The sequence below is a fragment of the Bradyrhizobium sp. F1.4.3 genome (assembly GCF_040548375.1).
Lineage (GTDB): Bacteria > Pseudomonadota > Alphaproteobacteria > Rhizobiales > Xanthobacteraceae > Bradyrhizobium.
Window position 1 is genome coordinate 1 of sequence record NZ_JBEPRN010000011.1, and the last position, 19,726, is coordinate 19,726.

Annotated in this window: 21 protein-coding genes; 10 read left to right on the forward strand and 11 right to left on the reverse strand. The window is 64.6% G+C overall.

What is annotated here, in order from left to right:
* Positions 1-164: 164 nt before the first annotated feature.
* A complete protein-coding gene (locus ABIB73_RS24800; RefSeq protein ID WP_354228271.1) occupies positions 165-758 on the reverse strand; it encodes a hypothetical protein in 594 nt (197 codons plus the stop codon).
* Positions 759-904: 146 nt separating this feature from the next.
* On the opposite strand from ABIB73_RS24800, the gene ABIB73_RS24805 reads away from it, so the two are divergent.
* The 3 genes from ABIB73_RS24805 to ABIB73_RS24815 are packed head-to-tail and all read left to right on the forward strand — an operon-like array spanning position 905 to position 3,587.
* On the forward strand, positions 905-1,579 hold the full coding sequence (locus ABIB73_RS24805; protein ID WP_354228272.1) for an FABP family protein: 675 nt from the start codon (positions 905-907) through the stop codon (positions 1,577-1,579).
* Between the two features lie 22 nt (positions 1,580-1,601).
* A complete protein-coding gene (locus tag ABIB73_RS24810; protein WP_354228274.1) occupies positions 1,602-2,306 on the forward strand; it encodes a RibD family protein in 705 nt (234 codons plus the stop codon).
* 9 nt (positions 2,307-2,315) lie between these two features.
* Positions 2,316-3,587 (forward strand): flavin monoamine oxidase family protein, encoded by a 1,272-nt coding sequence (locus ABIB73_RS24815; RefSeq protein WP_354228276.1) that lies wholly within the window; start codon positions 2,316-2,318, stop codon positions 3,585-3,587.
* 49 nt (positions 3,588-3,636) lie between these two features.
* On the opposite strand, the gene ABIB73_RS24820 is transcribed toward ABIB73_RS24815, so the two are convergent.
* The 8 genes from ABIB73_RS24820 to ABIB73_RS24855 form a co-directional block, all read right to left on the reverse strand.
* Positions 3,637-3,951 (reverse strand): hypothetical protein, encoded by a 315-nt coding sequence (locus ABIB73_RS24820; RefSeq protein WP_354228278.1) that lies wholly within the window; start codon positions 3,949-3,951, stop codon positions 3,637-3,639.
* A 110-nt stretch (positions 3,952-4,061) separates the two neighbouring features.
* The gene (locus tag ABIB73_RS24825; RefSeq protein ID WP_354228280.1) at positions 4,062-4,643 is read right to left on the reverse strand and encodes a cysteine hydrolase family protein; all 582 of its coding nucleotides are present in this window, start codon (positions 4,641-4,643) and stop codon (positions 4,062-4,064) included.
* 243 nt (positions 4,644-4,886) lie between these two features.
* Positions 4,887-5,477, reverse strand: a complete 591-nt coding sequence (locus tag ABIB73_RS24830; protein WP_354228281.1) for a hypothetical protein — start codon at positions 5,475-5,477, stop codon at positions 4,887-4,889.
* A gap of 229 nt (positions 5,478-5,706) precedes the next feature.
* Complete coding sequence (locus ABIB73_RS24835) at positions 5,707-6,450, reverse strand: CoA-transferase (RefSeq protein WP_354228283.1); 744 nt, start codon at positions 6,448-6,450, stop codon at positions 5,707-5,709.
* Between the two features lie 4 nt (positions 6,451-6,454).
* Positions 6,455-7,273 carry a CoA transferase subunit A gene (locus tag ABIB73_RS24840; RefSeq protein ID WP_354228285.1) on the reverse strand — a complete coding sequence of 273 codons (819 nt, stop codon included), beginning with the start codon at positions 7,271-7,273 and terminating at the stop codon, positions 6,455-6,457.
* Between the two features lie 34 nt (positions 7,274-7,307).
* Positions 7,308-8,621 (reverse strand): tetratricopeptide repeat protein, encoded by a 1,314-nt coding sequence (locus ABIB73_RS24845; RefSeq protein WP_354228287.1) that lies wholly within the window; start codon positions 8,619-8,621, stop codon positions 7,308-7,310.
* Positions 8,622-8,636: 15 nt separating this feature from the next.
* On the reverse strand, positions 8,637-9,647 hold the full coding sequence (locus tag ABIB73_RS24850) for an aldo/keto reductase (RefSeq protein WP_354228289.1): 1,011 nt from the start codon (positions 9,645-9,647) through the stop codon (positions 8,637-8,639).
* 184 nt (positions 9,648-9,831) lie between these two features.
* Positions 9,832-10,257: a PaaI family thioesterase gene (locus ABIB73_RS24855; protein WP_502918457.1), complete on the reverse strand. Its 426-nt coding sequence runs from the start codon at positions 10,255-10,257 to the stop codon at positions 9,832-9,834.
* Between the two features lie 70 nt (positions 10,258-10,327).
* Here ABIB73_RS24855 and ABIB73_RS24860 point away from each other — a divergent pair, with 70 nt between their 5' ends.
* On the forward strand, positions 10,328-10,954 hold the full coding sequence (locus ABIB73_RS24860; protein WP_354228293.1) for an NUDIX hydrolase: 627 nt from the start codon (positions 10,328-10,330) through the stop codon (positions 10,952-10,954).
* A 56-nt stretch (positions 10,955-11,010) separates the two neighbouring features.
* A complete protein-coding gene (locus tag ABIB73_RS24865; RefSeq protein ID WP_354228295.1) occupies positions 11,011-12,225 on the forward strand; it encodes a hypothetical protein in 1,215 nt (404 codons plus the stop codon).
* 200 nt (positions 12,226-12,425) lie between these two features.
* Here ABIB73_RS24865 and ABIB73_RS24870 read toward each other — a convergent pair whose 3' ends face one another.
* Positions 12,426-12,728 (reverse strand): hypothetical protein, encoded by a 303-nt coding sequence (locus ABIB73_RS24870; protein WP_354228297.1) that lies wholly within the window; start codon positions 12,726-12,728, stop codon positions 12,426-12,428.
* A gap of 194 nt (positions 12,729-12,922) precedes the next feature.
* Here ABIB73_RS24870 and ABIB73_RS24875 point away from each other — a divergent pair, with 194 nt between their 5' ends.
* The 5 genes from ABIB73_RS24875 (at position 12,923) to ABIB73_RS24895 (ending at position 18,006) form a co-directional block, all read left to right on the forward strand.
* The gene (locus ABIB73_RS24875; protein ID WP_354228299.1) at positions 12,923-13,402 is read left to right on the forward strand and encodes a hypothetical protein; all 480 of its coding nucleotides are present in this window, start codon (positions 12,923-12,925) and stop codon (positions 13,400-13,402) included.
* Positions 13,403-13,638: 236 nt separating this feature from the next.
* Positions 13,639-14,586: a TAXI family TRAP transporter solute-binding subunit gene (locus ABIB73_RS24880; RefSeq protein ID WP_354228301.1), complete on the forward strand. Its 948-nt coding sequence runs from the start codon at positions 13,639-13,641 to the stop codon at positions 14,584-14,586.
* A 112-nt stretch (positions 14,587-14,698) separates the two neighbouring features.
* On the forward strand, positions 14,699-16,807 hold the full coding sequence (locus tag ABIB73_RS24885) for a TRAP transporter permease (RefSeq protein WP_354228303.1): 2,109 nt from the start codon (positions 14,699-14,701) through the stop codon (positions 16,805-16,807).
* A complete protein-coding gene (locus tag ABIB73_RS24890; RefSeq protein ID WP_354228305.1) occupies positions 16,768-17,187 on the forward strand; it encodes a DUF1850 domain-containing protein in 420 nt (139 codons plus the stop codon). Before ABIB73_RS24885 ends, ABIB73_RS24890 begins: the two co-directional genes overlap by 40 nt.
* A gap of 12 nt (positions 17,188-17,199) precedes the next feature.
* Positions 17,200-18,006, forward strand: coding sequence for an SDR family NAD(P)-dependent oxidoreductase (locus ABIB73_RS24895; protein WP_354228307.1), 807 nt, complete (start codon positions 17,200-17,202; stop codon positions 18,004-18,006).
* 141 nt (positions 18,007-18,147) lie between these two features.
* On the opposite strand, the gene ABIB73_RS24900 is transcribed toward ABIB73_RS24895, so the two are convergent.
* Entirely contained in the window at positions 18,148-19,692 is a 1,545-nt protein-coding gene (locus ABIB73_RS24900; RefSeq protein WP_354228309.1) for a cation:proton antiporter, read from the reverse strand.
* Between the last annotated feature and the right edge of the window lie 34 nt (positions 19,693-19,726).

Consider the following 19,726-nt stretch of genomic DNA (forward strand, 5'->3'; position numbering starts at 1 on the left):
TGACGGTTCTTCCCTCTTGCTGCCACAGGTCATCCTCGGAAATGCCCTGTCACCGAGATTATCGTGTCTCACTTGAGGGGTGCAGTCCAGTGCACCTAGTGCGCGCGCGAACCGAATTAGGCGCACGGTCATCGCATAGCTCACGATAAGTTCGCTGGAGGCGACTACTTCGAGCGGCCGAAAAGTTTCTTCAAGTCAATGTTCATTCCAAACATTCCCGGCTTGATGTTCAGCGCATCAATCAGCCGTTCCCACCATTTGCCTTCCGTACTCTTCACTGTCGGCAATAGCTCCCGATGGGCTTGCGCCAGCCGCAGAATCTCCACATTGGTTGCGCTGTGCATGCCGCTACCCTCAACGGGGGGATCCTTTACCGGCACACCGCGTCCTGTAACGGCCCGATAGGTCTCTAGGGCGCGGGTTGCTACCGCGGCTACAAATTGCCGCAATAACCTCTCCGTTCCGTCCAAGGACGACGACCGTAAGGTTGCTGGATAGGATCGGGTGTCTTGGTCCCATTTCTGGAAGGTCTCATGAACCTTGCCATTCAAATTCCGCCCGATCGCCTGCCAATAGATCGACTGCGCCTGTCCCTCAAATCGTACGCCGCCAATTGTGATCCGGCCCCCATCAAATCTGGGAACGTCGACTGTTCGCCCTTCCATATTCAAGCAGTGCCATTTGAATAGCCACTCGTTATCGAAGCGCAGCCGCTCAATATCGAGGTCGTGCTTGAGGCTCAGTTCGAACGGCGTCATCACAATTCCGACTCAGCGGCCCGCGACAGTATACCCGACATCTTCCCGCAGTCGGGGGACCGCTATGCGGACATACTGGTGTTTATGGCGCCGCGAAGATGGCAGGCGTGATAATGTGGAGACTGCCCCACCATCCGAGGCCCCCCATGCTCCCCATTCCCGCCGACATTTTTACCGAGTCCGACGACGTCTCCCCGGACGGTCTCGCCAATCTCGGCCCGCTCCGCCGTCTCGCCGGCGTCTGGCAGGCCGACAAGGGCATCGACATCAATCCGAAGGCGGAGGGGCCGGAGCGGCGGGTGTTCATCGAGCATATCCAGATGGACCCGATCGATCCGCAGGCCAACGGGCCGCAGCTGTTCTACGGGCTGCGCTATCACATCCACATCAACACGCCCGAGGAAGACATCACCTTCCACGACCAGGTCGGCTACTGGCTGTGGGAGCCCGCGACCGGGCTGATTATGCAGACGGTGGCAATCCCGCGCGGGCAGGTGTTGCTCGCATCGGGCAAGGCCAGGCCGGATGACAAGACAATATCCGTCACGGCGAAGCGCGGCGATACGGCTTACGGGATCTGCTCGACCGACTTCCTGGAACAAGCCTTCCGCACCGATACTTATCGCTGCGACATCACCTTCAACGATGATGGCAGCTGGAGCTATCTGATCCAGACCGAGCTGTTCGTGAGAGGCGCCCCGTTCAATCATCACGACAGCAACACGCTCAAGCTGGTCGCGCCGCCCAAGCTCAATCCGCTCGCGGTGATCGTGAGCGATCGCGCCAGGAACCCTGAGAAGGGTCATGGGCCGGCTGTCTGAGAAGAAGGTGCGGAGAATTGACATGAAGCCCTACGTCATCTGCCTGATGCACTCCAGCCTGGACGGTCGCACGCATCCCAGCCGCTGGCGTCCGAAGGGCGCCGGCGCCGACTGGTTCGAGAAGATCCATGACGAGCTCGGCGGCGATGCCTGGGTGATCGGCCGCGTCACCGGCTCGGAGTTCGCCAAGGGCAAGCCCTATCGCGCGACGTCTGGCGAGACATTTCCGCGCGAAAACTGGTTCGCGCGGCGCGATGCCAAAACTTATGGCGTCGTGCTCGATGCACACGGCAAGATCGGCTGGGGCCGCTCCGACATCGGCGGCGATCCGATCGTCGTGGTGCTGACCGAAAGCGTGCCGGATTCGCATCTCGCAGGCCTGCGCGGCGAGGGCGTGTCCTACATCTTTGCAGGCCAAGCGGAGATCAACCTGGCGCTCGCACTGGACATCCTCAATCGCGAGCTCGGCGTGAAGCGCCTGCTGGTGGAGGGCGGCGGCGTCGCCAATGGCGCGTTCCTGCGCGCCGGCCTGATCGACGAATTCAATCTGATCCTCAGTCCCGCCATCGATGGTGCCAAAGGCGCACCTTTCGTGTTCGATTCGACGGACGCCGAGAGCGACCAGCGCGCGCCGCTCACAGCGATGACGCTGGAGAGCACGCGACAGCTCAGCGGCGGCGTCCTGCTGCTGCGTTATCTGATCCAGAACGAGGCCGCGGGCCAGTAAAGCAGCGGCATGTCAGGCACGGCAGAGCACATCGTCATCGTCGGTGCCGGCGCGGCTGGCCTGATGGCGGCCCGCGAACTCGCGCGTGCGGGCAGGCAGGTGACGATCCTGGAGGCGCGCGAACGCTGCGGCGGGCGCATCCATGCATTGGCCGCCTCGCAGTTCGGTTATCCTGCCGATGGTGGCGCCGAATTCGTCCATGGCGAGGCTCCGGTCACGCGCGGCCTGCTGCGCAACGCGGGGCTGTCGTTGCAGGCCATCGAAGGCACGCAATGGAGCTTCGACGGTACGAAGCTCTCGCGTGAGGGCCGCGATGATCCGCATCAAGCCGAGCTTCACGCTGCGCTGAAGGATTTGAAGGACGACCTCACTGTCGCTGATTTCCTGCGCCGACATTTTGCCGACGGCGAACACGCGCGGATGCGGCATTCCATTGAACGGATGGTCGAAGGCTACGACGCCGCCGAACCCGAGCGCGCCTCGACGCTGGCGCTGCGCGACGAATGGATGGACGGCGGACGTCACACGCAGGCCCGCATCGTCGGCGGCTATGGCGCGCTGATCGAATTCCTGGTGGCCGAATGCCGCAGGCATGGCGTTGTGTTTCGCCTCAGCGCTGTGGTGTCGGCGATCGAGGAGGCCGGCGGCGCGGTTGCCGTCCGTTGTGCCGGCGGTGGGGGTCTTTCATGCGACAATGTGATCCTCACCGTGCCGCCGCCGCTGTTGCGAGAGATCGCGCTTCCGCCACGTGCGCGTGAGAAGGCCGCGCTGGCGGCCGATATCGGCTTCGGCAATGTCATCAAGATCCTGCTGCGTTTCGAGAAGCCGTGGTGGCGCGACAGAGCGGAATATCTCGGCGATCTCACCTTTCTGCTGTCGGATGAGACAATTCCGGTGTGGTGGACGCAGCGCCCGGCCGATCATCCCGTGCTCACCGGCTGGTTCGGCGGCCCGCGGACGGCGGAGCTATCTGGCCTCGATCCGCAGGCGTTGATCGATGCCGCGATCGACTCGCTTGCGGCCGTGTTCGACTTGCCGCGGAGTGATCTCGCACGCGACGTCGTCGCGGCCGTGGCGACCAACTGGGCGCATGATCCCTTCGCCCGCGGGGCCTATTCCTGGGCGACGCCGCAGACGCGCGCGGCGCAAAAAATTCTCGCGCGTGCCGATGGCTCGGTGCTGTTCTCCGGCGAAGCGCTCTATCGCGGCCGCGACATGGGCACGGTCGAGGCCGCGCTTGCGAGCGGCCTGGAGACGGCGGGCATGATCTTGCGGGGATGAAAAAAAGGCCCGCGCGCTCGCGGGCCTTTCGTTCACCGGTGACGGTTGTTTACCAGCGACTGCCGCCGTAGCCGAAGGTCACGCCGGGGCGGCCGCCGCCATAGTAGCCGTACGGTCCGCCGCCATAATAGCCGTGATGCCGCGGGTAATAGCCGTAGCTTCGGTAGTGCGGTCGATAATGGCCGTGATGGCGCCACTGCTGATGATAGCGGTGACCGTGATGGTGGTGCCGGTGCTGCGCGCTGATGTCGGTCGATTGGGTCTGCGCGTTCGGCCTGGCCTTTCCGCTGCCGGCGGCGTTCGCCGCTGATCCGCTGGCCAGTGCCGCAGCACCGACAGCCATCGCGACAAAGAGATACTTCATGTCATCACTCCAGTTGAGACGTCGAGTGACAACAGATGGGTGTTGGCTGCGTTCCGGCGAGGGCGGGCGTCGAAACGACGCAGACGCGAATGGTTGAAGTGCGTTGAGGTTTATTGTCGCACTGTTGCGAGCGAGGTGATCACGTCATTCGTGGTCACAATGCGGGCGAATTCGCCGTTGAGATTCGACAGCGTCATCGCGTGGATCGCCTCGGCCGAATGCGTGTCGCCATCGGGCCCGACGCGGTCGAACGTCCAGGTGGCATCGCGCACGAGGCGTGCGTCGAAGCCGAGATTGCCGGCCATGCGTGTCGTCGTCTCCACGCAATGATTGGTGGTGGCGCCGCAGATGACGAGCGTGCCGATGTTGCCTCCGCGCAGGCGGCTTTCGAGGTCGGTGCCGATGAAGGCGCTGTTGACGTGCTTCACGATCACCGGCTCGCCGGCCTGTTCGCGCGCCTCGTCCTTGACGGCATAGCCGGAGTTTTCGGGGCGGAACGTCGAGTTCGGCTTCGTGCCCTCATGGCGGATGTGGAAGATCGGCGCGCCGTTCGCCCTGAACGCCTTCAACAGATCGGCGATGCGCGCCACCGCGTCCGGATTGTTGCGCCGCTTGCCCGCCACTTCCCATTCATCGAAGGCGCGCTGGACATCGACGACAATGAGGGCGGGGAAGGGGTGCGGGTTGGTCATGGAGAACGGATTCCGGCTTTTGTCGAGCCGAGTATGCGAGGCATGTGCCGCGGCAGGCAATGCCGATTTTCCCTCGTTTCGGGACGGCTATCGTAGCCCGGATGCAGCGTAGCGTCTCTTTGACGATGCGCTGCATCCAGGGCCCATCTTTCTGAGCGCGACCGCTGCAGCATAGGTCCCGGCTCTGCGCGGCAACGCCAAGCGCGTTGCAGCGCGTCCGGGACACGAGAATAAGTGATGTCGCTACTTGAACGGATCCTGGATCGACGGCGCCGACTGCCTGATGCGGCGCACGCTCACCGGCTTGCCGTCGGAGACGAACAGCAGCTCGTATTTCCGGCCCTCATTGTCGGTCGCAGAGCAGGTGACGTCGTTCACCTTCTTGGCGGCAAAATTGCCGGTCTGGCGGCAGACACCGGTGGAGGTCTGCTCCGCCGGCACCGGCAGGCCGTCGACCTTGGGCCGGTCCTTGGAGTTGAGCAGCATGCGGTCGATCGGCAGCTCGTAGGAATTGTCGTCGGCCCGCTTGCCGTTCTCGCCTGAGAACGACACGACGTGGTTCTCGTCGGTGGGATCGTCGACGGCGACCGCGAAATTGACCCGGCCCTTGTCGCCATGGGCGTAGGCCACCGTCTTGCAGGCGAAGGTGCGGCCGGCGACTTTCAGCGTCTTGCAGTGGCCGGAGATCAGCGCCAGCAGGTCGACGAAGGAATTCTGCTGGGCGGACGGATTGTTGACCGGGATCGCGGTGGAAGACTCGGCAAAACAAGGGCTTGCGAAAGCCGGGATCAAGACCGTGAGGGTTGCAGCCAGAACCGGTCGGCGGAGGCGCATCATCAGGCTCGTATGCCAGAGGGCCAAGGACAGGGCAAGGACAGGACCACGGAAAAGTTCCATCCAACAACCATCGAACCACGAATTGGTTGCGATCCCGTTTCTTCGGCCAAGCCCGTCTGGAATACCACCGCGCCACCCATCGGCGATTCGCATCGATCGCCCCGACCCGTCCCGGCAGGCACTTGCCGCCAGGGCGATGTTTTTTTCGTGGCAGAGACGGCAGCGATCATGCCGCCTGCTTCATTGTCCGCGCAAAGGCCGGGTAAGTCTCGGCGAGCTCATCGAGAATTTTTCCGCGCAATAGCGCAAGGGTCGCGGCATCGGGCCGCAGCGTTTCCCGCACGACCTCCGGCTCCTGATAGGCGAAGCCGGTATTCTCGCGGATGTCGGCCGGCGTGAACGGCGGGTGCACTGAGCGCAAGGCGAAGCCGCCCGCCTCGCGGTCGAAGTCGAACAGCGCCATGTTGGTCAGGAGCGCGTGGGGGCCGCCGCGGCGAGGGATTTTCGGCGTGATCGCCCGGGCGCTGACGAAATCGACCTTCGGCACGAACACGCGCGGCGAATGCTCCTCGCGAAACAGGATCACGCGCGGAACGAGGTGGTAGAGATAGGCCGAGCCGAATGAGCCCGGCCAGCGCACGTTGCTGGTGGGATAGTCGCCGGTGCCGACCAGATTGATGTTGCCCTGGCCGTCGATCTGGCCGCCGCCGAGGAAGAAGGCGTCGACGCGGCCCTGCGCGGCGCAGTCGAACAGCTCGATCCCGCCATTGGTGAAGAAATTATGCGCCTGCGATCCCAGGATCGAGATGCGCACCGGCGGCTTGCCGTCGCGCGCATTGCGTGCGCGCAGCAGCATTGCGCCAGCGGCGGGGATCGGCGACGACGCGCCGACCGCGACATGGCGGATGCCGTCGAGCAGATCGGCGATGGTGGCAATGAGGATTTCGCGCCGTTCGCGTTCGGACGACATCGCCTCACGCCACTTGCTTGCGGTGTGACAGGAAGGTCGAGAGATAGGCACGAAAGCCGTCCTCGCTGCGCGCCATCGCCGCGTAGCGCGCGATCTCGGCCTCGTCGGCCGGATATTCGTTCCACAGCGCCAGCGGCCACGCCCCGCGCGCGGCGACAGCGATGGTGTCGACGTAGAGCGAGGGCAGCACGCCCGCGGCGGAGTCCTCCGACTCCAGCAGATTGCGGTCGACGATACGCTCGACGGTCACAAGCGTGCGTTTGGAGGCATAGGCGAGATCGGCGAGTTCGCGATGGCGGCCGATGCGGATGTTGCCGGCGCGGTCGGCCTCGGGCGCATGAAACAGCGCGACGTCTGGGGAGAGCGCGGGCACCACGACCACCTTGCGCGCCTCGCCGACGGGATTGTCGATCACCTGCCAGTCGGGCCGCACCTCGAGCAGGTCGCTGCCGATGATGCCGGCGATCGGCATGAACGGCACGCCCTTCTGCGCGGCGAGCAAGCCGGCGAAGATCGCCGGGCAGGTGGAGTCGCGTAACGCGAAGGCGCCACTCTTGACGCCTGCGGTGAAGCGCGGCGCGCCGCCGGCCTCACCCAGCGATACCGCGCTGGTCTCGATCGAGGCGATCGCGCCGGCGCCGATCAGGAGGTCGGCCTGGAGGCCCGAGATCGGCACGCAGATCAGCCCGAGATCGCGGATTCCGGCCTCCAGCAGCGCCGCGGTCGCCGCCATCGCCACGCCGGAGCCGTCGACGGGGATGGCCAGCGACTGCCCCGGTGTGACGCGCGCAGCCAGCGCCTCCAGCGCAACGATCTCGGTCATCGGCGTCCTCCGGTCTTGTTTTGGCTATCCTGCCTCAAGCCATTGCCGCCTGCCAGCGCGTATCGCGTGAGGACGGGCGGCGGTGAAGGCGGGCATCGAGCATGGCGCGGGCGCGCGGCAGTTCGCCGCTGCGCATCAGCGCAACGATGAAAGTGTCCTCGATCAACTCGCGCTGGGCGTGGCTGCCGCCGATGCGCACGACCTGGCTGAGGACAGGTGCGAGTTCGCGCACGCAAGCGGCATAATCCTCATCCGCAAAGGCCGCCAGCGCGCGGCAGATCGCCGGCACCACGGGTCCGGCCGGCAGCTTGCCCTCGGCGAGGCGCTGCTCGATCACGGCAAGGCGTGCGGCGAGCGCTTCGCGATTTTGGGTTGCGGCGGCGAACAGCGCCATATGGACGTCGGCGAAAGGCAGGCTCGATTTCGGGAACAGTTTTTGCGCAGCAACGTCGGCGTCGAGCCAGAGCGGTTTCGGCACGGCGTGGCCGTAAGCCGACAGGCGCCAGAGCAGCGAAGCGGCGTCGGTGATGATGTTCAGCGGCGGTGCCTGCGTAACCGCGGGCTGGAGCACGTCGGCGTAGATCGCGAGCGCCCGCGCCGGGTTGCCATGTTCCAGCGCGCCGAGCGCCTGGTGCCAGAGGATATGGCCGTGCAGAATTCCGGCGCGGCCGTAAGAGGGAATCCAGTCGTCGACGAGACGGTCGGCCTCGTCGATCGAGCCGTCCTCGAACATCGCATGCAGCACGGCGTGGGCGGCATGAGCGTTCTGCCGCCGCAGGCCGAAACCGCGTTCGGTGACGCTGCGGCCACGTGCGACATTGCCATTCTCGGTCATCGCCCAGCCGTAGAGCGTGAGGAACCACCAGTCCTCGCCGTAATGCTGCGCGACACGCTCGCACAGATCCTGCCGCGCCTGGTCGTGATCGGCCATGCCGGAGATGGCGAACAGGCCGAACGCGCCGAGCGGCAGCGACAGCACGATCGTATCGCGCGGCCAGCTCTCGATATGCCGCAGCGTCGCGGCCAGCGCCTCGGGCAGCCGGCCCTCGATCGCAAGCGCCAGCGTCTCGACATGCGAACGCTCGCGTTCGTCGCCGCGCTTCGCAACGAACTCGCGTGCGACTGCCGCCTTGGCGCGTGCAAGATCGCCCTGCTGATAGAACGAATGCAGCCGCGCCCGTGCGATATGCGCGAGCGCAAAATCCGGATCGGCTGCAATCGCACGCTCCAGCACCTCCGCCGTGCCGGTCCAGCCCGCGAGCATGAGGTCGACGCCGTCGCGATAGGCGCTTGCGGCCTCATGCGAAGAGGTGGAGAGCGATAATCCGCAGCGGTCTTCAAACGCCATCGCCGTCTCCCACTCTCACGCCGTCCGTGCGCGGCGGCCCTCGATCGGATAGGCCGGGTCGTTGTAGCCCGGTGTCGACGGATGGCCCGGCGTCACCAAACGGTCGATCAGCGCCTCGTCCTCGGCGGTGAAGCGATAGTCGAGCGCGCGGATGTAATCGTCCCACTGTTCTTCTGTGCGCGGACCTGCGATCACGGAGGAGACGAAGGCGGAATTGAGCACCCAGGCGACCGCGAGCTGGCCGGCGGTGATGCCCTTCGTCTCCGCGTGGGTCTTGATCTCCTGCGCGAGCTTTAGCGACTCCGGCCGCCATTCCGTCTGCATCATGCGGGTGTCGTTGCGGCCCGCGCGCGTCTCCTTGTCCGGGGCTGCGTCGGGCCGGTATTTGCCGGTGAGCACGCCGCGCGCCAGCGGGCTATAGGCGACGATGCCGAGGCCGTAATAACCGCAGGCCGGAAAGTGCTCGACCTCGGGCATGCGGTTCATCGCGTTGTAATAGGGCTGGCTCGCGACGGGCCGGTCGATGCCGAGCCGGTCGCAGATGTTGCAGATCTCGGCGACGCGCCAGGCGCGATAATTCGAGACGCCGAAATAGCGGATCTTGCCGGCGCGGATCAGGTCGCCCATCGCGCGCACCGTCTCCTCCAGCGGCGTCGCGTGGTCCTCCTTGTGCAGATAGTAGATGTCGATCTGGTCGGTGCCGAGCCGCTTCAGGCTCTCGTCAGCCGCCTGCAACACCCAGCGCCGCGACAGCCCGACGCGATTGGGGTCAGTGCCCATGGGATTTGCAAGTTTCGTCGCGAGCACCCAGGCGTGACGGTTGTTGCCGATGGCGCGGCCGACGACCTCTTCGGAGCCGCCGTTCGAATAGGCATCTGCGGTATCGATGAAGTTGATGCCGGCCTCATGTGCCTTCGCGACGATGCGCTGCGAGGCGGCTTCATCCGTCGGGCCGCCGAACATCATGGTGCCGAGACAGATCGGCGAGATCTTGAGGCCGCTGCGGCCGAGCTGGCGGTATTGCATGGGGTTTCCTCAATGCTGCTGTGAGGGCCAGCATAACCATCTCGTTCCGTCATTGCGAGCGCAGCGAAGCAATCCAGAGATGCATCCGCGGAAAGAGTCTGGGTTGCTTCGCTGCGCTCGCAATGACGGTGTTTGTTGAGACACCACTATCTCCCCAACGTCGTCCCGGCCGCGCAGCGATGGCCTACCCCGGCCCCCTCAATATCTTGAACACGCCGTTGGCCATTACCACGCAACGGTCGTCCACCGTCACCTCGGTGCGCATGAAGATCAGGCTGCGCGTCGCACGCACTACACGGGGGCGGGAGATCAGGATGTCACCGATCTGGCCGGCTTCGACGAAATGGGTGTCGAGCTGCACGGTGGCCATGAATTCCTTGCCCGAGACATAGCGGGCAGTCATGCCGCAGGTGCGGTCCGCAAACGTCATCATCACGCCGCCCTGGACCATGCCGCGGCGATTGTGGTGCTTGTCCTCGGTCGCCAGCGCGAATTCGTAGTGGCCGTCGATTTTGCGCTCCCAGAGCGGGCCGACCAGGTGCATGAAGCCGGTGGTCTCGAGGATGGTCCAACCGTCCTGTTTGAGCTTTGCGGCGGTCTTGTCGATCATCTCCCGGTCCATCCTTGCAACGCTATCTCTCCTCGTTTCATCAAGTGCGGTCCTGGTGTAGTCAAGCATCATGAGACCTTTCGACGATGCCACCAGACGGAATATCGCAGACGCCTGTGCAACATTCGCGCGGCTGCCTGACGCGGCTGCACCGTCAACGCTGAAGCGGGCCGCAGTGGTGCTGGCGCTGACCGCATCCGATCACGGCAACGATGCCGCGTTCCTGCTCACCAAGCGTGCTTCACACCTGCGCGCGCATCGCGGCCAATGGGCCTTGCCGGGCGGACGTTGCGATGCCGGCGAGACGCCGGTCGAAGCGGCGCTGCGCGAGCTCGACGAGGAGCTTGCGCTCAAACTCACGGCAAACGACGTGCTCGGCCTGCTCGACGACTATCCGACGCGCTCCGGCTATCTGATCACGCCGGTTGTGGTCTGGGCCGCCGACAGCGCTGCGATCATGCCGAACCCGGATGAGGTCGCCTCGGTCCATCGCATCGCGCTCGCGACAATCGAGCGCGAAGAGGCGTTCGATTTCGTCGCGATCCCCGAAAGCACGCGCCGCGTGATCCGCTTCCATCACGAGAGGAGCCTGATCCACGCGCCGACGGCGGCGCTGATCTACCAGTTCCGCGAGGTGCTGGCGGGGCGGCAGACCCGCGTGACCGACCTGGAACAGCCGGTGTTCGCCTGGAAGTGACGATGGTAAACGACGCGTTAACGTGACGGTTACCGGATGCCTGCTAAGAGGGCAGCATGCATCATTCGATTCGAAAACATCTGGCGCTGGTTCCAGTCGCGCTCGTCCTGCTCGCGCCCACAGCGCGAGGTGGTGACGCCGACGCGCTGCCGCCCGCCGTCAGCAATGCCAACGCCCAGCTCTTGTCGCAGTTTTTTGCGCAAGGCGGGGCGTCGCCGGCCGTGCTCGAATATCGCCGCAAGCTGCAGGAGTATCAGCAAATCCGCGGCGCCTTCGACGAAGAGGCCGGCGCCTATTGGAGCCAGGTCACGGAGAAGCGGCGCGGCCGCAACGCCAAGCGGCGCAGCGGGCAGCAGATCACGCTCGACGATTACGTGCTGGAGCAGCCGCCGGTCTATACCGGGCCGAAGCGGCCGGTGAACCCGGAGCCGGAGCAGACGCCGGAGCGCCCGGCCCGCAAGCCGCTTCCCGTGGTCGCCGATCTGATGCGCGCGGCGCAGGATCTTTATCAATTCACGCCGCAGCGGCCCACTTCCGAGGTCGAGTTCAAGCGCGTCTATGCGCGTTACGCACTGGCTTCGGGACTGACGCGCGAGCAGGCGGTGCGGGTCTATTCGTTCGAGACCGGCGGCACCGGAAATTACGACGTGCAAGCCGGAATCGAACACGGCGGCAAGCGCGCGATCTCGACCGCGATGGGCTACAACCAGCTCTTGACCACCAACAGCGTCGAGCTGCTCGCCGAGCAGGGCCACGAATTCATTCGTGCGCTGAGCGAGAAGGTGGCGCAGACATCGGGACCGGCACGGAAGTCGCTGGAGTACAAGCTCTCAGTGCTCAAGCGCATGGTCGCGCATGCCAAGTCGGTGCCGGACTCCTGGTCGGAGCACGAGAAGATCGGCGACACCGCGCAGGGCTGGGCCATGCATGCGATGGTGCTCGACATCGATGTCGGGCCGATGCTGCAAACCCACAAGCTGCTGACCTCGGTGCTGTTCGCCCGCGCCAAGGGTTACGCCCGCCCGCTCACCGCCGCCGAGCTCGAGATGATGAACCTCACCGGCGATGGCACCGGCCTCGACATGGTGACGATGCCGCAAGCCATGCGCGAGCAGGTGCCGACCTCGAACTTCTTCCAGCGCGGCGGTTACGAGCGCAACCCGGTCGCGATCCGCCACAACACGGTGGCCAAGCTGCTCGCGATCACGGATGCGCGGATGGATTCGAACAGCAATAATGGTGGGGCGAGGGAGCTGGCGGCGGCGTTTTAGAAACGCACTGTCGTCCCGGACAAGCGCGCTCAAAGCGCGCGCAGATCCGGGACCAATAACCACAGGATGTGGTTTGGCGACGACTCGACAACCCAAGTCTCGTGCCCCAACTTCTCCCTGTGGTTGTGGATCCCGGATCAGCGCTCACTTCGTTCGCTTGTCCGGGACGACAGTGAGTATGGGCGCCGCCCCGCCGTCCCTCACCGATCCGACCCGAATTTGAACTTGCCGTCGCCTTCCAGATACGGGCCGCTGCGCATGTAGAGCTGGCCGTTCTGGCCGATGAAGAACAGCGTGCCCTTGGGCACCTTCTTGGCGCCTTTCAGCAGCTCGCCGGCATTGCTGGTGCCCATCTTGTAGGAGAAGGTCTTGCCTTCCTTGTCATAGGCATAGCCCGTGTCGGGCTTGAGCTCCCACGGCGTCGCCGCGGTTTGCGCCAATGCGGGCGCAGCGAATGCGCCCAGCACGGTGGCAAGCGCAAAAATCTTGGTTGAAAATGCCATCGTCCCATCCTCCCCATCGTTGGGGCCCTGACTGAACAAATCACGAACGGTATTGCCGGGTCAATCCGCAAGCCGCATTGCGGCGCATCACGTCTTGCCCAGCAGTTTGTGATTTTCCCTTCGTCCCCTCGCGACTATGTTCCGCTTTCAGTCTAGAACGCAACTCGACAAAGATATTGGTGGGGATGATTCGAATGCGCCATGTCATTAAAATTTGCTGGGCTGCTGCGTTGTCGCTGACGGCGCTGGCGCCGGCCGCCAGGGCCGATGATTACCAGCTCAGCCACAACCAGCGGATTTCGTGCAGCCGCGGCCTTGCCCCGGGCAAGCTGAACACCGCGACCTGCAAGTCCTACACCTATCTCTTCAATACCAAGACCTCGGAATATTTCCGTTGCCAGGTCTCGCTGGCGCTGACCCGCGACAACAAGGAAGTCATCAACGTCCAGACCGACGGCGGCTGCACCAAGAAGCCGCGCATCTTCGAGAACGACGGCCATTATGACTTCGACGCCACCGAGACCGAGCCGCCGAACACCAACTCGTTCTTCGGTCCCGGCGGCTACTCGGTGTGGGCGGCCGACGCGACCGCGCAGAAGGTGCGCGGTTGCATCACCATCTCCTCCGGCCTCGGCTCCGACATCTCCAAGTGCATGGACATGACTTTTCAGTGAGGACTTTTCAGTGAGGACTTTCCAGTAAGACTTGCCAGTGACCGGGCAGCGCGCTCAGGCCTGACGTGCTTGAGCGCGCGGCTGGCCTGCCTGCGCCACGTCGCCGCACCCGCCCGGTTCCCTAAAAAATCGAGGCCGTACGGCCGTTTACCGCAGTCCTGTTTTGCCTTTTGGATGGGTTGACCCCGTCGCCTCATCCGGCCAATTTCGCCGCCGGTTTGGGGAGTCTAGAAATCATGACATCGAAGTTTTTCGGCGTGGCCGCGGCTCTTGCTCTGGCGGCGTCGGCACCTTGCGCGCATGCGCAATCCTTCATCAACGTGCTGACCGGCGGCACCTCCGGCGTCTATTATCCGCTCGGGGTCGCGATCGGGAAGATCTACGGCGACAAGATTCCGAACGTGAAGACGCAGGTGCAGGCCACCAAGGCGTCGGTCGAAAATCTCATCCTGCTCCAGCAGGGCCGCGGCGAAATCGCGTTCACGCTGGGTGACTCGCTGAAAGCGGCCTGGGAGGGCGACGAGGAAGCCGGCTTCAAGACCAAGCTCGACAAGCTCAGGACCATCGGCGCGATCTATCCGAACTACATCCAGATCGTCGCGACCGCCGAGAGCGGCATCAAGACGCTCGCGGATCTCAAGGGCAAGAGCCTGTCGGTCGGCGCGCCGAAATCGGGCACGGAGCTGAACTCGCGCGCGATCCTCGCCGCCGCCGGCATGACCTACAAGGACCTCGGCAAGGTCGAATACCTGCCGTTCGCCGAATCCGTCGACCTCATGAAGAACCGCCAGCTCGGCGCGACGCTGCAATCGGCCGGCCTCGGCGTGGCCTCGCTGAAGGATCTCTCGAGTTCGAGTGCGATCAATGTGGTGGCCGTGCCGAAGGAGACCGTCGACAAGATTGGCCCGCCCTTCATCTCGACGATCATTCCCGCCAACACCTATACCGGGCAGGACAAGGACGTGCCGACTGCGGCCGTGGTCAACTACCTCGTGACCAGCTCCGCGGTGTCGGACGATCTCGCCTACCAGATGACTAAGCTGATCTACGAGTCGCTGCCGGAGCTCGCCAACGCGCACGCGGCCGGCAAGGAGATCAAGCTCGAGACGGCCGCGACCGGCAGCCCGGTTCCGCTGCACCCCGGCGCGATCCGCTATTACAAGGAAAAAGGGCTGATCAAGTAATACACCTGTCATGGCCGGGCTTGACCCGGCCATCCATCCTTCAAGAGTCGTTTATTGATGGATGCCCGGGTCAAGCCCGGGCATGACGATTTCAGGGCGCGGGGATACGGGCATGTTGCAGGCAGAGGGCACCGAGGCGCCCATCAAGGTTGAATTCGACAATTTCGAGCACGGTTTTCCGGAAGGTTTTGGCCCGGGCTGGTGGGGCACGCTCGCCTACTGGATCGGCATCGTCTTCGCCACGTTCCAGCTCTATGTCGCGGCCTTCAACTATCTGCCGAGCCAGGTGGTGCGCGGCGTCCATGTCGGCTTCCTCGTCCTGCTCACCTTCGGCCTGATCGCCAATTTCACCGCGAAGAGCAATGTCGGCCGTGCGCTCGGCTGGCTGGTCGGCGGCGCCGGTTTCTTCTGCGGGCTCTATCAGTGGATTTTCTATGCCGATTTGATCGCGCGTGACGGCGATCCGACCAGGCTCGATCTCGCGGTCGGCACGCTGCTCGCGGTGCTGATCTTCGAGGGCACGCGGCGGCTGATGGGCGCGGCGCTGCCGCTGATGTGCGGGGCGTGTCTGGTCTACTGGTTCTTCGGGCAATATCTGCCGTCGCCGCTCAATCATCGCGGCTATGACTTCGACCAGATTATCACGCATCTGTCCTTCGGCACTGAAGGCTTTTACGGCGTGCCGATCTACGTGTCGGCGACCTACATCTTCCTGTTCATCCTGTTCGGCTCGTTCCTGGAACGCGCCGGCATGATCCAGCTCTTCACCGACGTCTCGCTCGGCCTGTTCGGCCGCACCCGCGGCGGACCGGCCAAGGTCGCGGTGTTCGCATCCGGCATGATGGGCACGATCTCGGGCTCCGGCGTCGCCAATGTCGTCACCGTCGGCCAGTTCACCATTCCCTTGATGATCAGGTTCGGCTATCGCCGCGCCTTTGCCGCCGGCGTCGAGGCGACGGCCTCGATGGGCGGGCAGATCATGCCGCCGGTGATGGGCGCGGTCGCCTTCATCATGGCGGAGACGCTCGGTGTCCAATACTCCGAGATCGTCAAGGCGGCCGCGATCCCGGCGGTGCTCTATTTCGCTTCCGCTTTCTGGATGGTTCATCTGGAAGCCGGCAAGCACGGCCTCACCGGCATGAAGCGCTCGGAAACCCCGAACGCCTGGAAGGCGCTGGTGACGGGCTGGTATCTCGTGCTGCCGCTGGCGGCCCTCGTCTACATGCTGTTCGAAGGCTTCACACCGCTCTATGCCGGCAGCATGGGCCTGGCGCTGACCGTGGCGCTGATCCTGGGCGCCAGCATCACGGCGGGCGTCTCCGCGGTGCTGATCCGCTACATCTTCTGGATCGGGCTCGCACTCGTCGTCGCTGCGCTGTCGCACGACGGATTGCAGATCGTGCCGGTCGCGTGCGTCGTCGTCGCCCTGATCGTGATCACCGCGTTCGTTCGCGGCGGCTTCGCCGCCTTGCGCGACTGCCGCGACTCGCTCGCCGAAAGCGCCAAATCCGCCATCACCGTCGGCATGGCCTGCGCCATCGTCGGCGTTATCATCGGCATGATGTCGCAGACCGGCGTCGGGACCATCTTTGGAAGCTGGGTGATCGGTCTCGGCGAGAAGAGCCTGTTCCTGGCGCTGATCATGACCATGCTGCTGTCGATCCTGCTCGGCACCGGCATTCCGACCATCCCGACCTACATCATCACCGCCGCGCTCGCGGCGCCTGCGCTTGCCAAGCTCGGCGTGCCCCTGATCGCGAGCCACATGTTCGCGTTCTATTACGGCATCATGGCCGACCTCTCGCCGCCGGTCGCGCTCGCCGCACTTGCCGCAGCGCCGATTGCGAAGGAGAGTCCGGACAAGATCGGCTGGGAGGCGATGCGCATCGCGCTCGCCGGCTACGTCATCCCCTTCATCTTCGTCTATTCGCCGGCCTTGATGCTCCAGGCCGGCGATCCCATGGCGGCAAAGCTCGGCTTCTACGGCGCGGTGGCGCTGGCGAGTTTCAAGGCGCTGGTCGCGATCGCGCTGTTCGGCATGGTCGCGATCGGATTCCTGTTCACGCGGCTGACGCTGATCGAACGCGTCGTTGCGCTCGGCGCCGCGCTGTGCCTGCTCGGCGACTTCCCCTTCAGCGACACCGCGGGCTTCGTGCTTACGGCCGCGCTCGTGCTGTGGCAATGGCGGCAGCGTCCGCCGGCCATCGTCGAGGCGGTGTGAGCCTCTGCTTCGCCACCGCTGGCGGCGTCAAGGTGCTGGCGTTGTCCGCCTTCACGCTGGTGTGGACGCATTCGATCGCAAAGGTCGACTGGCAGGAAGACTGGCGCGTCACGCCGGCCGGTCTCGAACTGGTGCAGGCGCGCGTCAAGGGCACGGGCCCCGGCATGGAGCCGCCGCCCGAGGCGCGGCTGGTCGACGGCTGGTTTCAGTGGCAACCGAAGCGCGACCCGATGCAGGAGGTCGTGCTCGGCAACTCCGGTGCGGCCGGCGAATGGCGGCTATGCCATGATGGCGCGTGTCAGACATTGTCCGAGATTGTCGGTCATCCGATCGGTGCTAACGTGACCAAAATGAGCATCTGCGAAGAACAGCAGAAGTAAGGGAGACACGCGATGGACCGGCTCAAGGGCAAGGTTGCGATGGTGGTGGGCGCCGGCTCGATCGGACCCGGCTGGGGTAACGGCAAGGCCACCGCGGCGACCTTTGCGCGCGAAGGCGCGCAGGTATTTTGCGTCGACCGTAACGGCGCGGCCGCCGAAGAGACCGCCAAGATCATCACGGACGAAGGCGGCAAGGCGACTGCGTTCACGGCCGACGTCTCCCGCGCGAGCGAGATCGAGGCGATGGTCGCGGCGTGCCTCAAGGCCTACGGCCGCATCGACGTGCTCGACAACAATGTCGGCATCGCCGAGATGGGCAGCGTGGTCGAGGTCACCGAGGAGAGCTGGGACCGCGTCTTCAGCGTCAACCTCAAGAGCGCCTATTTCGCCATGAAATACGTCATCCCCGTGATGGTGAAGCAGGGCGGCGGCTCGATCATCAATATCTCCTCGATTGCCTCGATCCGCCACATGGGCATCTCCTACGTCACCTACGGCACCTCAAAGGCCGCAATGAACCAGATGACGCGCACCACCGCGATCGAGTTCGCGCGCCACCATGTGCGCGTGAACGCGATCCTGCCCGGCCTGATGAAGACGCCGATGGTCGAACATTCCGCAGGACTTGCTGCAAGCTACGCCAAGGGCGATGTCGAAGCGATGTGGCGCGCCCGCGACGCCCAGGTGCCGATGGGTCATATGGGCGACGGCTGGGACGTTGCGAATGCCGCGCTGTTCCTGGCGTCGGACGAGTCGAAATATGTGACGGGGATTGAGCTCGTGGTCGACGGCGGGATCACGTGCAAGGCGGGGGCGTAGTTTGCTGTCGTCCCGGCGAAGGCCGGGACCCATAACCACAGGATTGTGTTTGGCGAAGACTGGGAGTTAGGGACTCGCACCGAACGTAAAGGATGGATTCCGCGGTATGGGTCCCGGCCTTCGCCGGGACGACAAGAACCATCATCCCCCCGCGCTCAATTCCGCGCGATCAAGCTCTTCCTCGATCCGGTGAAACGCGTCGTCGCCGATCACTTCGGTGGCGCGGAGGTCGAAGACCGATTTTCGTGCGGCCTCGATGGCGCGGCGGCGCAGGGGGTCGGCGGGCAGTTCGCCATTGGTGATGCCGCCGTTGGGATCGTCGTCCGCCTGCATCAGCACGGCGCGATATTCGAGCCGCAGGATTTCCGCTTCCTCCGACGGATCGTCCTCGATCGCATCGAGCGCCGCGCGATAAGCCACAACGCGTGCGCGCGCGACCTCGACGCCGACGGGATCGTCGTCCTTGAGCCCGAACGCCAGGATCAGCGGCCGCAGCGTCAGGCCCTGGATCACCAGCGAGCCCAGCACGACTGCAAAGGCGATGAAGACGATGAAGTCGCGATAGGGGAAGTTCTCCGGCAAGGCAAAGGCGGTGGCGAGCGTGACGAGGCCGCGCATGCCGCACCAGGAGATGATGAGGCCGCCCTTGGGCGAGGCCACCTGCTTCGGATCCTTGGGGTGATAGACCCCATGCGCGATCAGCACGCGCAGCGTGGTGCGGTAGAACGTGATCCAGGCCAGCCGCACCAGGATCACCGTGAGCAGGATCCACGCCGCCGCCACGCAATATTCCCAGCGCACGTCCGCATCGAGCCGCGTCCAGATCGGTCGCATCTGCATGCCGATCAGCATGAAGGCGAGCACGTTGAGCACGAACACCGTCGTCTCCCACACCGCGTAGGACGGCACCCGCAGCCGCGCCGGCATGCGCGCCGGCGCCGTGCGCGCGATGGTAATGGCGTAGATCACGATGGTGAGGATGCCGGAGAGGCCGAGATGCTCCGCGGCGATCCAGATCATGAAGGTGGTGGCGAACTGCACGATGATCGCGCTCGGGACTTCCTTCACGCGCTCCAGAAACAGCGGAATGATGCGCGCGGCAAGGTAGCCGGCAACGACGCTGCCGACCAGCCCCAGTGCGATCGTCGGCGCGACCTCGCTCCATTTCAGATGCTCCATCGCGACCGCGCCGACTGCGATGCGATAGATCAGCAGCGCGCTGGCATCGTTGAGCAGGCTCTCGCCTTCCAGCACCTTCACCATGCGGTAGGGCAGCTTCACCTGGCTCAGGATCGCGACAGCAGCCACGGCGTCCGGCGGCGCCACGATCGCCCCCAGCGCCACCGCGGCGGCCCACGGCATGTCCGGGATCAGCCGGTGCGCGACGAAGGCCACGCCGACCGTGGTCAGGCCGACCGCGGCCACGACCAGGGTCGAAACCGGAACCCAATTGTTGCGAAGATCGCGCAGCGATGTGTCGAAGGCGGCATCCATCAGCACCGGTGCGACAAAAAGTGCCAATGCCAGGCCCGGGTCGAGCGTCCAGGACGGGCTGTTCGGCACGAAGGCAATCACCGCGCCGCCGATGGCGAGAAACGTCGGGTAGGGGACCTTGATCCGCCGGGCCAGCGCCGATAATGCAACGGCGCCGAGCAGCAACGCGATGATCCATTCGAATGTCAGCACGACGATCCCCGAAAACAGATTTGAGCGTCGCCAT